Source organism: Hymenobacter sp. BT188 (assembly GCF_014333585.1).
Taxonomy (GTDB): Bacteria; Bacteroidota; Bacteroidia; order Cytophagales; family Hymenobacteraceae; genus Hymenobacter.
Window position 1 is genome coordinate 878,735 of sequence record NZ_JACSCW010000002.1, and the last position, 13,123, is coordinate 891,857.

Consider the following 13,123-nt stretch of genomic DNA (forward strand, 5'->3'; position numbering starts at 1 on the left):
TCTAGTGAAAAGGGCGCTTTTTGACCATGCCGCCTTCCGCATCATCAATGTGGTGCTGCACTACGAACGCCTGCGGGTCGAGGCGACGTATCTCGGTGCGCAGGGCCGGCAGCTCTAAGCGAGTAACGACGGTAAACAGGATATCCATTTCCAGGTCCTGGTTCTCCCGGTGGCCAAAGCCCCGCTTACCTTGGTAGATGGTTACGCCTCGCCCCAGATTGGTGGTGACGGCCTGCCGGATGGCCTCGCTTTGGGCCGAAATAATGGTAACACCTGTGTATTGTTCGATGCCATTGAGCACAAAATCAAGCGCTTTGGAAGCTGATACATAGGTTAGAATAGAATACAGCGCTACCTGCACGCCCAGAATAAAAGCGGCAATGCCAAAAATCACGATGTTGAGTAGCAGAATAACGTCGCTGACCTTGAGCAGGGAACTGCGCTTGCTGATGAGAAGCGCGGCTACCTCCGTGCCATCGAGTACAGCCCCGCCGCGCATAGCCAAGCCAATACCTGCGCCAATAAACACTCCCCCGAATACGGAAGTCAGGAAGAAATCCGGGGTGACATCGGGGTAGGGCACTACGGCCAGGCACAGCGCTAGCCCAGCAATAGCTACGGCACTTTTTATCGCGAATGCTACCCCTATCTGGCGGTAGCCCAGCAGCAGAAACGGGATATTGATGATGATGAGCAGCCAGGACAACGGAATGCCCAAAGTGGATGAGAGCAGCATAGAAACCCCCGTGACGCCGCCGTCAATGAAATGACTGGAAAGCAAAAAACCCTTCAAGCCAAAGCCGGCAGACAGAATACCAACCAGCACCAAGGCTGTATTTTTAATTCGGCGACTCATTGACAACGCTGGGATGTCGAGAGAGGCGGTGGAGGAGACAGATTCAGACATAAAAGGTGAATGAAACAGGATAATGGTAGAGAAGCCCCCGAGAGGAAAGTTCAACTGTAATTGGAGAGGCGTGGTCTACCGTACGGCAGCGTTTTGCAAACGCTATATAGCAAAGCCTACTCCCGTACCGCCGCCAGTATCCGCTTGATCAGTTCATCGGGCTTGCCATCGTGCCAGCGCCATACGACGACGATATCATGCTCCGGGTCAATCCAGATGGTGTTGGAGCCCGCCCCGAGAGCGGCGTAGCTAGTGGCTGGGGCGCTCGGCCAAGCTTTCTGCTCCGTATTCAGCCACCACAAATAGCCATAGTCGGGGCCTACGGGGCCGCGGGTAGTGGCCTGCTTTATCCAGTTGGCCGGTACGAGCTGTTTTGCCCCCCAGCGACCCTGACGCAGCATAAGGTAGCCAAAGCGAGCCTCGTCGCGGGCGCTGATCCAGAGGCCGCCGCCCCAACGCGTGCCGCCACTCACGGAAGGCATCGCCTTGCCATCAATTTCGATTATAGAGTTGCGATAGGGCACCCATTGCCAAGTATTGGATGCCCCGATGGGATTCATGATCTCATCGCGAAATATGTCCGGCAGCGGCTTGCGCCAAAGCTGCAACAAGGACAGCGCCATGCGGTTGATGCGCACGTCGTTGTACTCGTAGTATGTGCCGGGCGGCTGGAGCGCGCGGGGCTTCCGCTCGCCTTGCCCGAAGGCTTCCTTGCCGATAAAATTGACGTTTTTGCCCCACAGCGCGCCGGCCCACTCGCTGGTCTGGCGCAGGTGGTGCTCCCAGGTAATGGACCGGTTCTGCTCAGAGGCGTAGCTGCCATCTTTGATGTAATTGGCCACCGGGTCGCGCACATCTTTGATAATGCCTTTCTCTACTGAAATCCCCACAATAGTCGACAGCACGCTTTTAGCAACGCTGTAGGTGGGGTCGGCCGCTTTGGTGTCGCCCCACTCCGCCACGATGTAGCCGTAGCGCAGAATGAGGCCATTGGTGGCGGCTCGGCTGGTGGGCAATGGGCCGAGAGGCTCGCCAAAAATCTCCTTTTGGGTGGAGAAGTCGGGCTTCATCTGGGTGGTTTCCTGCTGCTTGGCAAAGGCTACAGCCTGTTCCAGTAGGGCGGCATCCATGCCTACCTGTGCGGCCTCCTTGCGCTGCCAGGCGTCGCCGGCGGCGGGGAAGTAGAGGTCGGTTGAAGTTTGAGTGGTTTGCTGCGCCGTTTGGGAAGGCGTTTTGGCGCAGCCCAAAAAGGCGAGAAGAACGAAGAGATAGTAGGGGGTGTGGCGCATGGGGGGCTTTTTCGAGAAAGCCAAAGATGCTTAACTTTCCCCATGCAGCTCACCATTACTCCGGATATTGTTCTTCTTTTTGCGGTGCTGGCGCAGGCAGTATTTGCCGCAGGGCTGCTCTGGTTTGCCCCCCACAACCAGCTCCCCAACCGTTTTCTGGCCTTGCTGCTGCTGACCATTGCGCTCTGGGTGCTGGATGGCTTGTGGCGGGCCTCAGGCTTGTACGGGCAGAACGCCGAGTGGTATTTCACCCCGATTTACTATTCGCTAGCCTTTGGGCCGCTGCTGTATTTTTATGTGCAAAGCCTCGTCAGTCAACCCTTTCGGCTACATAGGCGCCATCTATGGCACTTTGGGCCTGTGCTGGTGCAGGGAGCGCTTTACTGGTGGCTGCGGTTTCAGCCGTACGCAACGCGGCTGTGGTTTTGGGAGCAAGTGCATCAGCCTTACACCTACCGCGTAGAGTTTATCGGCACTTGGATTTCCCTTATCGTGTACCTTGCCCTGAGCCTGCGCCTGCTGCGGCGCTACCAACGCTGGCTGCCCGATAATTTCTCGGAACTATCACAGCTGCGCCTGCAGTGGCTGCAAGTGCTTCTGCTGGCGCTGGGTATGGTGAGTGTGCAGTGGCTGGTGGAAGTGGTGCTGCGCGAATTCTTTCAGCTGTACTACGCCTACGATTATTCTACCTGGCTGCTGGGCGGCGTGGTGCTCCTGATTGGGGTGGTGGGCCTGCGCCAAGCTGATATGCGAGCCGTGCATTTTGCGCCGCCCGAAGCCACGCAAAAAGCCCCCCAGCCGATAAGCGCGGCGTCATTGCACGGGGAGGCGACCGGGGGGCTTTTTGCGGCTGCGTCGGATGCGGATGTAGTTGCGGTGGCGCCCACGGTGCAGCCAGCGCCGGCGGCGGTAGACGCAGCGGTACTGGAGCGCATCCGGCGGGCACTGGAAGAGGAGCAGCTGTACCTGAACCCCACGCTGACGCTGGCGGAGCTGTCGGCGCACACGGGCTTGGCAGCGCGGCTTATTTCCTTCACCGTAAACAACGGTTTCGGGCAATCCTTCAACGACTTGGTGAATGGCTACCGCGTGGAAGCTGTGAAGCGCCGCCTCGCTAATCCTGCTGATGTGGCCCGGCTCACGCTGCTCGGTATTGCCTTTGAGTGCGGCTTCAACTCCAAAACTACCTTCAACCGAATTTTTAAGCAGTTCACGGGCGCGGCCCCCAGCGAATTTGCCCCCCAATGAGCTAGTGCCGGCTGCGGGGCTTCGCAGCTTATCGGCATCGGCCAGCCGAAGCGGCTTTTCGGAGCTACTTGGTGCCACATCATGATCTGGTACGCCCCATATCTGTATCTGGGGCGCTTACCGGAGCACAGACGCCCACCTTTGGACCGTACTCATCTGAATTACGGTCATGAAAAACATCCTTCTTACGCTGACCCTGCTGGCCATCAGCTTCTTAGTAGCGGCCCAAACCGCCTGGACCGACCATACCCGCGCCCTGCCCGATAAGCTCCGACAGGTGCCCGTAGGCCTCACGCTCTGGCACACGCCCAACCCGAATTATCCCGAAGGCGACCCCGCCAAGCCGGGCCAGTATGTGTGGAAGCACAGCACGATGCTGCGCGCCGAAGTGGCTGACCTGGAGATAGTGGAGTGCGGCAGCTTTATCTGGTACAGCGCCGAGGGCTGGCAAGCCAATATGCGCCAAACGCCCGCCGAGTTTGCGGAGCTGTTCAACTGCCCCAACGGCCGTCTGCGCCAGGGCGCTACCTACACGTTCGCCAAAAACTACCGCTACGCCGCCAGCGGCCAGCAGCTCTACGGCGGCGACGCGCTCTGGTACATTCTGGCCAAAGACAAGAACGGCAAGCTCTACAAAGGCATGGGCCTGATCGAAACCGAAGCCACTGTGCGCTAAGCCGGATCATGCCGGTTGGCTACCGCTTCCGGGGGGCTTTTTCTCTATTTCCAACGAGAGTTTTACTTAGAAATTCCATCATGAAAACGTTGCTGCTAACACTCATCGTCACTATTTGCCTGGGTTTCCGGGCAGCTGCCACAACCTACCAAGCCCTTCCCGCCGCCAGCCAGCTCACTTGGACGGGCTACGCGGAAGCGGGCTCCTGGGCGCCCAGCGGCACGCTCCAGCTTCGGCGCGGCACCTTCGTGTACGAAGGCAGCACCCTGCGCCAGGGCCGCTTTGAATTCGATATGAGCACCATCACGCACACCGACGCCACGTTGCAAAGGCACTTGCGGGGGGCAGATTTCTTCGATGCGGAGCGCTTTCCGGTGGCCGTTTTTGTGCTGCGCGAAGTCGTGAAGGGGCAGGCGGTGGGTGAGCTTACGCTGAAAGGCATTGCCAAACCGGTACGCTTTCCCGTCACCATCACAACTCAGCCCGAAGGCCTGCGAATACAAGGCACCGCCACCATCGACCGCACGCAGTTCGGCGTGAATTATAATTCCAGCAGCTTCTTCCAAAACTTGGGCAGCTACGCCATCCGCAACGACTTCACCCTGGCGTTTGATGTGCTGGCTAAAGCCGATAAGTAGCTGATAGCCAATTGATGCATTATATTAGCAAAGCTGTGTATAGATGAATAACGTTGCTTCTAGCCGATATGCGAATCAGAACTCAGGCGCTGAAGCCACTGGTGGCTTTCGGGCTTCTCCTGCTGCTGCCCCTGATCAGTCAGGCTCAGAAAGCAACTATTCAGCGGCTTGATGGCAGCCGTATATCGGTGCAGAAAATAGAGCAATTGGTGCTCGCCCTCATGGATTCGGCTAAGGTGCCGGGCTTGGCATTGGCTATTCTGGAAGATAATAAGGTGCGATACGTGAAAACGTTCGGGTACCGCAACGTGCAGAAGCGTTTGCCTTTGGAACCTCAGACGGCCATGTATGCCGCGTCTTTCAGCAAAGCTGTGTTTGCCTACCTGGTAATGCAACTGGTACAGGAAGGTGCCCTGGATCTGGATAAGCCACTGTATCAATATCTTGACAAGCCCTTACCTGAGATAAAGGACTACCAGGACCTCGCTACTGATGAGCGCTGGAAGCAAATTACGGCGCGCATGGCGCTCACCCACACGACCGGGCTCCCCAACTGGCGCTGGATTGAACCCGATGAAAAGCTGCGGTTTAGGTTTGCGCCCGGCGCCCAATACTGGTACTCCGGCGAAGGGCTACAACTGCTGCAAATAGTGGTGGAAAAGATTACCCGAAAAGGCCTGCTTCAACTAGGTGAGGAGCGAGTGTTTAAGCCTCTTGGGATGACGCGCACCAGCTATATCTGGCAGCCGACTTTCGAGCAGAACTACGCCATTGGCTATATGGAGGATGGTAAGGCGGTGCCCAAGGAAAAGCGCGATGAAGCACAAGCGGCCGGCTCCATGGAAACGACCATCACCGACTACGCAACCTTCATGGCCGCCGTGATGCAAGGCAAAGGGCTCACTCCTAAAGCGAAGCAGGAGATGGTGCGGGCGCAGGTGGCTATTCCGTTCAAGGCGCAGTTTGGCCCGCTGGCCACCGTATCCACCGACGAGAACAAGGCGATTAAACTGGCTTATGGGCTGGGCTGGGGCGTGTTTGAGTCGCCGTATGGCCCTGCTTATTTTAAGGAAGGCCACGACGACGGATGGGAAAACCACAGCGTAGCGTTTAGTGACCAGAAGAAGGGCCTGGTTATCATGAGCAACAGCTCCAACGCGGATAAGCTGTTCAAAGAGCTGCTGGAAAAGATACTCGGCGACACCGCCACGCCCTGGCGCTGGGAGAATTATGTGCCTTACAATTACTCAGGTAAGTAAAGGTTGCCTGTACATAAAAAAGCCCCCCAGTACACCTTTAGACAGGTGTCTGGGGGGCTTTTTTATTACTGCATCCGAAAATTAAATTAAATTCTGCTCGGGCTGTAGCTAGGCTACTACGCTGGCACCTTTGAGCTGCTCCAGCGCCTCTGCATCAAGCTGTAGTTCGGTGGCTTTCAGCAACTCTTCTACTTGTGCTACGCTGGTGGCGCTGGCAATAGGCGCAGTGAGGCCGGGCTGGGCCATAATCCAGGCTAGGGCTACTTGGGCGGGCGTCGCGTGCAGGCGGGCGCTGGCTGCATCGAGAGCTGCCAGAATAGCCAGGCCCTTATCGTTCAGATACTTATGGCCAACGCCGCCACCGCGGGCGCTTTTCTTGAGGTCAGCTTCCGAGCGGTATTTGCCCGTCAGAAAACCTGAGGCAAGGCCATAATAAGGAATGACGCCTACGTTGTGCTCTTGACACAACGGCAGCAGCTCCTGCTCAAACTTGGCGCGGTCGTAGAGGTTGTAGAGCGGCTGCAACGACTCGTAGCGGGGAAAGCCATGCTGCTTGCTGGCTTGCAACGATTCGCGCAAGCGCGCCGCCGAAAAGTTGGAGGCCCCGATTACGCGCACCTTACCTTCCTTCACCAGCTGAGCATAGGCTTCCAGCGTTTCCTCCACCGGCACGGTCAGGTCGTCTTTGTGCGACTGATACAGATCGATGTAATCGGTTTGGAGGCGTTTGAGCGAGCCTTCCACCGCCCGCAGAATATAATTCTTGGCTAAGCCTTTATTCTCCGCATTCACTTCCCAGCCTACTTTGGTGGCAATCACCACGTCGTCGCGGCGGCCGCGCTGCTTCAGCCATTTACCAATGATAGTTTCCGATTCGCCCCCTATATGGTCGGGCACCCACACGGAGTAGCCGTCGGCGGTGTCGATGGCATTGCCGCCCCCCGCCACAAAGGCGTCGAGCACGGCGAAAGAAGTAGCCTCGTCAGCGGTCCAGCCGAATACGTTGCCACCTAATACGAGAGGAGCTATTGAGAGCGAAGAGTTGCCTAATTGACGCTTGTTCATGATAATAAATGATGTTTTGCTTGAATAAGCTAGGTTAAAGATGCTTCCGGTTTACGGTGGAAATCGGGTAAAGGAGGAAAAGCAACAAACCAGCAGGCCAAAAGTCAGCGAGAGAGCCGTTTCAGCACCAAGTGTTAGTCAGGGCGCACCAGCACCAGGCGCTGATGCTGGCCTAGCATTTCGGCCGTGTACACGCCGCCGGGCAAAGGCCGGCCGTTTTGGTCTTCAGCATTCCAGGGCAGCTGGTGAGTACCCATTTCAGTGGCTGACTGAAAAGTGCGTACTACCTGGCCTTGGGCATCGCGGATGCGCAATGTGTGCTGACCGGGCGTGTGCAGCGTATAGTGGAGGGTAGTGCGGCCGCCAAATACCCGGTCGCCGGGGGCCGCCAGCGTTAAGATTTCGGGAGCCGCAGCGGTATACACAGGGTTCAGGCGCAAGCCCTGAATAGCAACGATAAGCGGCTGATTCTGAAAGCGTACGCGCACATGCAAAGCTTGCTTGGTAGTATCGTAGCGCCAGGTATCGGCGGGGGCGGGCTGTCCGGCTACGAGCACAGCGCTAGGGGCGGCAGCTACGCGCGGAATCAGCAGCTCGATAACGCGGCTGGGGGGCATTTTGGCGTAGCCTTGGCCACTGGCACTTATATGAATCTCGGATTGGTTAGCGGCCGTTGTGCCCAAAAAAGAAAGTAGCTGAAATTGCCCCCCAGCCATTGCCTGTGCCGATTTTCCGTCATCTTCATATAGCGTAAAGCTGGAGTTAGGAACGTCGTAATCAGCATAAAAGCGCACACGTAAAGTATCAGTGTGGTAGCGGGCCGTGGTGTTGACATAGGGTGCAAGCGGTAAGAAAGCACCGGCCTTCACAAGAAGCGGCACACGCTCCAGGGGTGCGTTTCTGCCCACAATTTGCCCCCCAGTCAGGGTTTCATGCGAATAAAAATCAATCCAAGTGCCGGCAGGCAGCAGCACGTTGCGTCGACGCTGCCCCGGCTGTATTACGGGTGCCACTAACAGGTTAGGCCCGAGTAAATACTGGTCGTTTATGTTGCCCAACTGCTCATTATCCAACCCTGAAGCTGCCTCGTAGTTCATGGGGCGGGCTAGCGGTGCGCCGGTCTGGGCATTTTGCCAAGCCAGGGTGTAGAGATAGGGAAGTAGCTCGTATCGCTGGCGGACGGCGTTGCGCACGATGCTTTTGTAGGGCTCTGGGTAATAGTAAGGCTCAGGAGGAACGCCTTCGCCGTGGGGGCGCATAATAGGGCAGAGCGAAGCCATTTGTAGCCAGCGCGTGTACAACTCTGGGTCGATGGGCCCCACGCAGAAGCCGCCAGCATCGGAATGCATGTAGCCCACGCCGCCTATGCTCACGCCCAGCATAATGGGGATCTGCGCCTGAAAGCCCGACCACGACCGATTAATATCGCCCGACCAGGGAAACACGCTATAGCGCTGCATGCCCGCCCACCCGGACCGCGCCAGATTGAACAAGCGCTCCTGTGGATACTCCTGGGCGTATTTTTCGGCGAAAATGCTGGCCCAGGCCTGCCCATAAGCATTATGCACTTTGCGCGTGGGGCCGGTGACGTGGTGCATTTCCACGGGGTGATTCTCGGGCTCGCCTAAGTCACTCCACCAGCCGCCCACGCCTTCGGTTTTGCGCTTTTTGTAGTACGACCACAGCCATTCGCGGGCGCTGGGCTTAAACATATCGAGTAACGACGCCGGCCCGGCCCAGAACGAGGCCACCGTGAAAGGACGCCCCACCGAGTCGGTTCCAATCAGGCCCTGGGTGCGCACAACGGAGTCGTTGCGGGAAGCGCGCATCACATACGGCTCCGAAATCAGGATAGTCTTGACGCCCACCGAATCCAGATTGCGCATCATGGCGGCGGGTTTGGGGAATTTCTGGTAGTCCCAATCAAGGTTGCCCTGGTCTTTGGTAGTACCAAACCAATACAGGTCCAGCACCAGTGCATCTAGCGGAAACCCTTCTCGGCGCATACGTTGGGCTACGGCTTCGGTTTCGGCCTGAGAGCGATAGCCAAAACGACTTTGAATGAGACCCAGCGCCCAGCGCGGCGGCAGGGGCTGACGGCCAGTAAGAGACGTGTAGCGGTCCAGAATAGAAGCGTACGAATCGCCCGCCACCAGAAAGTACCCGACGTTATCCAGAGCTTCGCCGCCGTATTCCATGACGCTTTTATGGGTGGCACCCAGATCGAGGTAGCCGGCTGTGTGGTTGTCGAAGAACAATGCGTAGCCCCGGCTCGACACGACTACCGGCAAGGTTAGGTTGAGGTTTTCGGCGCCGTTTTGATAAGCATACCGGGCTTGATTGTATAGCTCCAGGCGGCGTCCGCGGCGGTCCAGCGGCAAGGCCCGGGCGCCGGTACCGTAGAGTTGCTCGCCGGGCCGCAACCGAAAGCTTACGCCCGTTACACCTTGCTTTGAAACAGCCGTTGCCATGCGCTGAAAAGCCCCCCAGGCCTCGGTAGCTATGGTATCAGCGCCCCGCAGCAAGTGCAGCCTGAGTGGGTTTTTGCTTACTGCTACGCGCAAATTTTCTGCTAGTTCTAAATCCACACTTTGGCTGGTTTCGCGCACACTCGTCGCCAATCCCGTAGCAGGCAGCGTAACCACGCTTACTGAGCCCATAGTCTGCAAGGGGCTGCCTGCAGGAACATATTCAATGCGCACAACGCCGGTAGCCCATGGGCGTACCTTCAACATTGCCCCATCGGTGGCCTTGATGCTGAGTTGCCCGTTCGTGTACTGGTGCGAGCGGTAGGCCGCAATAGAGCGTACCGTAGCGTCTGGCCTTTGAAACGGGTCCTGAGTAGGTGGGCCGTCACCCTCCCGCTGCCCGTAGCCAGGCAGGCTCAACGTAGTCAAAAGGGAAAGCAGAAGTAGGCAAGGGCGTAAACGTGAAAACATAGGGGAGCGGAGGGCAGATGGCTTTTTGGATAAGCAAAGAAACTCTGCAAAGTGTACTCGAGGTGTAATACAGTTCATCGGTTAGACCATAATGCAAGCGTAAAGTAGGAAGGGAAGGTTGCGCGGCGAGATAGAGGTACCTGTTAGATCAGGCGGTAAAGCACAGATAAAAAGGTGTTGAGCCTGCTAAGGGCCGCAAGAGTAAGCGGCTAGCAGGTCAGTGTTCAAGGTTTAGGTGGCCGCTTAACAGGCTGGTTTTCTATTTGTTTTAAGTATCTGATAATGAATATTTTGAACATAATTATGTACTGTCAAAAACTCAACTGCACCGAGGTGGGTCCGTAAGCCTAGTCATCTATCTACCCACCAAAATCCATCGTTATGCAAGAAGAAAGCAAATCAACCGGTACTGCTCAGCTCGACGCTACTATTCAAGCCCTGCAAGGAGGTAATCTTGCAGGATTAGCCCCCCAGGCTGGCTCTAATATTCAAAGCTGGATTAGCACCCTCCAACACTCTAATAATGGTCAGCTCTCCGGTATTGCCTCGGAGCTGGAGCGCTTAAACGACGCGTTGTCGGGCAGCACGCCCGATACCATGCAGGTGCAGCAATCGTTGCGCACGTTGGGCGAGCACACAACGCGCGCCGCCGAATCGGCTGATCCTGGTTCGCAGGATAAAGTGCGCCAGTTGGGCCAAGCGCTTAGCGCGGCCGCTAGTCAGATTCGCTAAGTACACCTTTAGTCCCCAGAAATCGGGCTGATGCTGCAAGGCGTCGGTCCGCTTTACTTTGCCTCTGTTTTCTGCTCTTTCTTAAGCCTTTCTCTGCTATGTCAACATCCCAGAATAATTTATCCCACCTCGACTCAACCCTCAATTCGCTCAATGGCGGCCTGCACGAAGCGCGCCATGGCGCCACTCGCAGCATCAACAGCTGGATCGATACGCTCAAAGTCAGCGCCGATACCAAGCTAAATGGTGTGGCCCACGAGCTAGAGAACCTCAAGGAACTGCTCGATTCGCCCATGCCCGATACCAACCAACTCAGCCAGTCGCTGACAAAGCTGGGCGAGCATACCACCAAAGCCGCTGCCGGCGCCGACGGTGCCACGGCCGATAAGCTGCAGCAGCTAGGCCAAATGCTTAGTAGCGCCGCTGGTCAGTTGAAGTAAAACTTGACTAGCATAAAGTAGAAGAGGTTGAGTAAAGGCTATGATTAGTCTTTACTCAACCTCTTCTGTTGTTAATGAAGATGGGTCCTAGTAGCCCATCGCCTTATCGTCGCCCCGTGGGTCGGCGCCGCCTTCCAAGTGACCGTCGGGTAGCACACGGATGGCATCGACGCGGCCCCAGGCGCTACGGGGATTGATCTTGTAGCCACGGCGCTGCAGGGTGTCGCGGGCGGCGGGGAGGAGGGCGTTTTCTTCGGCGTCAATCTGATCGGGGAGCCATTGATGATGCAGGCGCGGTGCGGATACCGCTTGCTGCATAGTCATGCCATAATCGAGCACGTGAATAATGGTTTGAAGCACACTGGTGATAATAGTGCTGCCGCCGGGCGTGCCCACCACCATGAACAGTTTGCCGCCCTGCGTAACGATAGTCGGCGTCATAGACGAAAGCATGCGCTTACCGGGCTCAATAGCGTTGGCCGTGCCGCCCACCAGGCCATAATAGTTGGGCGCACCAGCTTTCACCGAGAAATCGTCCATTTCATTATTCAGCAAAAAGCCCGCGCCGGCTACTACCACTTTGCTGCCGTAGCTGCCGTTGAGCGTAGTAGTGCACGATACCGCATTGCCCATAGCGTCCACAACGTTGTAATGAGTGGTTTGGTCGCTTTCATACACAGGCAGGCCCGCGCCGGCTTGCACCTCCGAAGACGGAGTAGCCCGGCCATTATTTTCCAGCGTGCTCATCCGATTCTTGACATAAGTCGGGTCGGTGAGCTGGGCTACGGGCACTTTACCGAAGTCCGGGTCACCGAGGTAAGTGGCGCGGTCAGCATACACCCGGCGCTCAGCCTCCGTGATATAATGCACTGCCAGCGGCGAATGCCAGCCAGCGGCGCGCAAATCATAGGGCTCCAGCATTTGCAGCATTTGCAATAAAGCCACGCCACCGCTGCTCGGTGGCGGCATTGCAATTAAGTCGTAGCCACGGTAGCTGCCGCGCAACGGAGCACGCCACTTAGGTTGGTACTTCAGCAAATCCTGCTCAGTAATAATGCCGCCGCCCCGCTGCATCTCAGCCACGATTAACTTGGCCGTTGGGCCCTGATAGAAGCCCGCCCGACCCTGGTCGCGAATGCGCTCTAAGGTGCGGGCCAGGTCGGGGTAGCGGATAGTGTCACCGGCCTGCCAAGGGCGCGTATCTCCATCGGGCCGCACGTATGCGGGTGTATGCTTGGGGTTGTACTTAATGAAATCTGGACGCGTGCGGTTGAGGCCAGCGGCTTCTTTGCTTGTGAGAACCACGCCGCGACGAGCCAGCTCTACGGCAGGCTGCACCAGATCGGTCCAAGGAAGCTTGCCCAGCTTCTGGTGCACGGTTACCATACCGGCCACGGTGCCCGGCACACCCGATGCCAGGTGGCCCGCCGTGCTCAGATCCGTAATGACATTGCCTTGCTTGTCTAGGTACATATCGCGACTGGCGGCGCTGGGGGCCATTTCCCGAAAATCTAACGCGCCTATGCTGCCCTCATTTCCCCGATACAGAAAGAAGCCGCCGCCGCCGAGGTTGCCGGCCGTTGGTAAAACTACGGCTAGCGCAAACTGTACCGCTACGGCCGCGTCATAGGCATTGCCGCCCTTCTGCAATACTTCCAGCCCAATGCGCGACGCCTCCGGGTGAGCCGACACAACCATAGCCTGGGCTGTAATCAGACTCGGCTCGGAAGCTGGCAACGGCGCTGCCAGCGTGTTCGCGGAAGTAACAGAAGCGGTTGGCGTGCTGGTAGTGCACGCCAGCAGCGCCAACAAGACAAAGGAGTAAAAGTGGGACTTCATACAGGTAATATAGGGCTTACAGCCGTTACCAAGCTTTGTGCCCCTTTTAGTAATATAGCCTCGGTAAAATATATTTTTTAAAACGACCCCA

At 57.1% G+C, this 13,123-nt stretch carries 11 protein-coding genes; 6 read left to right on the top strand and 5 right to left on the bottom strand.

The genetic code is table 11. From position 1 onward, the window contains the following. Position 1: 1 nt before the first annotated feature. Complete coding sequence (locus tag H8B13_RS07805) at positions 2-907, bottom strand: YitT family protein (RefSeq protein ID WP_261990261.1); 906 nt, start codon at positions 905-907, stop codon at positions 2-4. Positions 908-1,023: 116 nt separating this feature from the next. Beyond that, positions 1,024-2,196 carry a serine hydrolase domain-containing protein gene (locus H8B13_RS07810; protein ID WP_187310217.1) on the bottom strand — a complete coding sequence of 391 codons (1,173 nt, stop codon included), beginning with the start codon at positions 2,194-2,196 and terminating at the stop codon, positions 1,024-1,026. A gap of 42 nt (positions 2,197-2,238) precedes the next feature. Between H8B13_RS07810 and H8B13_RS07815 the strand changes: the two genes are divergently transcribed. The 4 genes from H8B13_RS07815 (at position 2,239) to H8B13_RS07830 (ending at position 6,017) form a co-directional block, all read left to right on the top strand. After that, the gene (locus tag H8B13_RS07815) at positions 2,239-3,444 is read left to right on the top strand and encodes a helix-turn-helix domain-containing protein (protein WP_187310218.1); all 1,206 of its coding nucleotides are present in this window, start codon (positions 2,239-2,241) and stop codon (positions 3,442-3,444) included. Positions 3,445-3,613: 169 nt separating this feature from the next. Then, on the top strand, positions 3,614-4,120 hold the full coding sequence (locus tag H8B13_RS07820; protein WP_187310219.1) for a hypothetical protein: 507 nt from the start codon (positions 3,614-3,616) through the stop codon (positions 4,118-4,120). 80 nt (positions 4,121-4,200) lie between these two features. Beyond that, positions 4,201-4,758: a YceI family protein gene (locus tag H8B13_RS07825; protein ID WP_187310220.1), complete on the top strand. Its 558-nt coding sequence runs from the start codon at positions 4,201-4,203 to the stop codon at positions 4,756-4,758. Positions 4,759-4,826: 68 nt separating this feature from the next. Beyond that, the gene (locus H8B13_RS07830; protein WP_187310221.1) at positions 4,827-6,017 is read left to right on the top strand and encodes a serine hydrolase domain-containing protein; all 1,191 of its coding nucleotides are present in this window, start codon (positions 4,827-4,829) and stop codon (positions 6,015-6,017) included. Between the two features lie 108 nt (positions 6,018-6,125). Here the strand turns inward: H8B13_RS07830 and H8B13_RS07835 are convergent, their stop codons facing one another. Next, positions 6,126-7,082, bottom strand: coding sequence for an aldo/keto reductase (locus tag H8B13_RS07835; protein ID WP_187310222.1), 957 nt, complete (start codon positions 7,080-7,082; stop codon positions 6,126-6,128). Between the two features lie 134 nt (positions 7,083-7,216). Further along, positions 7,217-9,979, bottom strand: coding sequence for a TIM-barrel domain-containing protein (locus tag H8B13_RS07840; RefSeq protein WP_187310223.1), 2,763 nt, complete (start codon positions 9,977-9,979; stop codon positions 7,217-7,219). Positions 9,980-10,402: 423 nt separating this feature from the next. Between H8B13_RS07840 and H8B13_RS07845 the strand changes: the two genes are divergently transcribed. Both H8B13_RS07845 and H8B13_RS07850 read left to right on the top strand, forming a co-directional pair. Continuing rightward, on the top strand, positions 10,403-10,753 hold the full coding sequence (locus H8B13_RS07845; RefSeq protein ID WP_187310224.1) for a hypothetical protein: 351 nt from the start codon (positions 10,403-10,405) through the stop codon (positions 10,751-10,753). 98 nt (positions 10,754-10,851) lie between these two features. Next, a complete protein-coding gene (locus H8B13_RS07850; RefSeq protein ID WP_187310225.1) occupies positions 10,852-11,193 on the top strand; it encodes a hypothetical protein in 342 nt (113 codons plus the stop codon). Positions 11,194-11,280: 87 nt separating this feature from the next. On the opposite strand, the gene ggt is transcribed toward H8B13_RS07850, so the two are convergent. Further along, entirely contained in the window at positions 11,281-13,032 is a 1,752-nt protein-coding gene (ggt, locus tag H8B13_RS07855; RefSeq protein WP_222841360.1) for a gamma-glutamyltransferase, read from the bottom strand. Between the last annotated feature and the right edge of the window lie 91 nt (positions 13,033-13,123).

What these genes read in the sequence shown, in the direction of transcription:
- H8B13_RS07810 (WP_187310217.1), bottom strand. Translation starts at nt 2,196, where the DNA reads ATGCGCCACACCCCCTACTATCTCTTCGTTCTTCTCGCCTTTTTGGGC.
- H8B13_RS07835 (WP_187310222.1), bottom strand. Translation starts at nt 7,082, where the DNA reads ATGAACAAGCGTCAATTAGGCAACTCTTCGCTCTCAATAGCTCCTCTC.
- H8B13_RS07805 (WP_261990261.1), bottom strand. Translation starts at nt 907, where the DNA reads ATGTCTGAATCTGTCTCCTCCACCGCCTCTCTCGACATCCCAGCGTTG.
- H8B13_RS07850 (WP_187310225.1), top strand. Translation starts at nt 10,852, where the DNA reads ATGTCAACATCCCAGAATAATTTATCCCACCTCGACTCAACCCTCAAT.
- H8B13_RS07845 (WP_187310224.1), top strand. Translation starts at nt 10,403, where the DNA reads ATGCAAGAAGAAAGCAAATCAACCGGTACTGCTCAGCTCGACGCTACT.
- ggt (WP_222841360.1), bottom strand. Translation starts at nt 13,032, where the DNA reads ATGAAGTCCCACTTTTACTCCTTTGTCTTGTTGGCGCTGCTGGCGTGC.
- H8B13_RS07830 (WP_187310221.1), top strand. Translation starts at nt 4,827, where the DNA reads ATGCGAATCAGAACTCAGGCGCTGAAGCCACTGGTGGCTTTCGGGCTT.
- H8B13_RS07815 (WP_187310218.1), top strand. Translation starts at nt 2,239, where the DNA reads ATGCAGCTCACCATTACTCCGGATATTGTTCTTCTTTTTGCGGTGCTG.
- H8B13_RS07825 (WP_187310220.1), top strand. Translation starts at nt 4,201, where the DNA reads ATGAAAACGTTGCTGCTAACACTCATCGTCACTATTTGCCTGGGTTTC.
- H8B13_RS07820 (WP_187310219.1), top strand. Translation starts at nt 3,614, where the DNA reads ATGAAAAACATCCTTCTTACGCTGACCCTGCTGGCCATCAGCTTCTTA.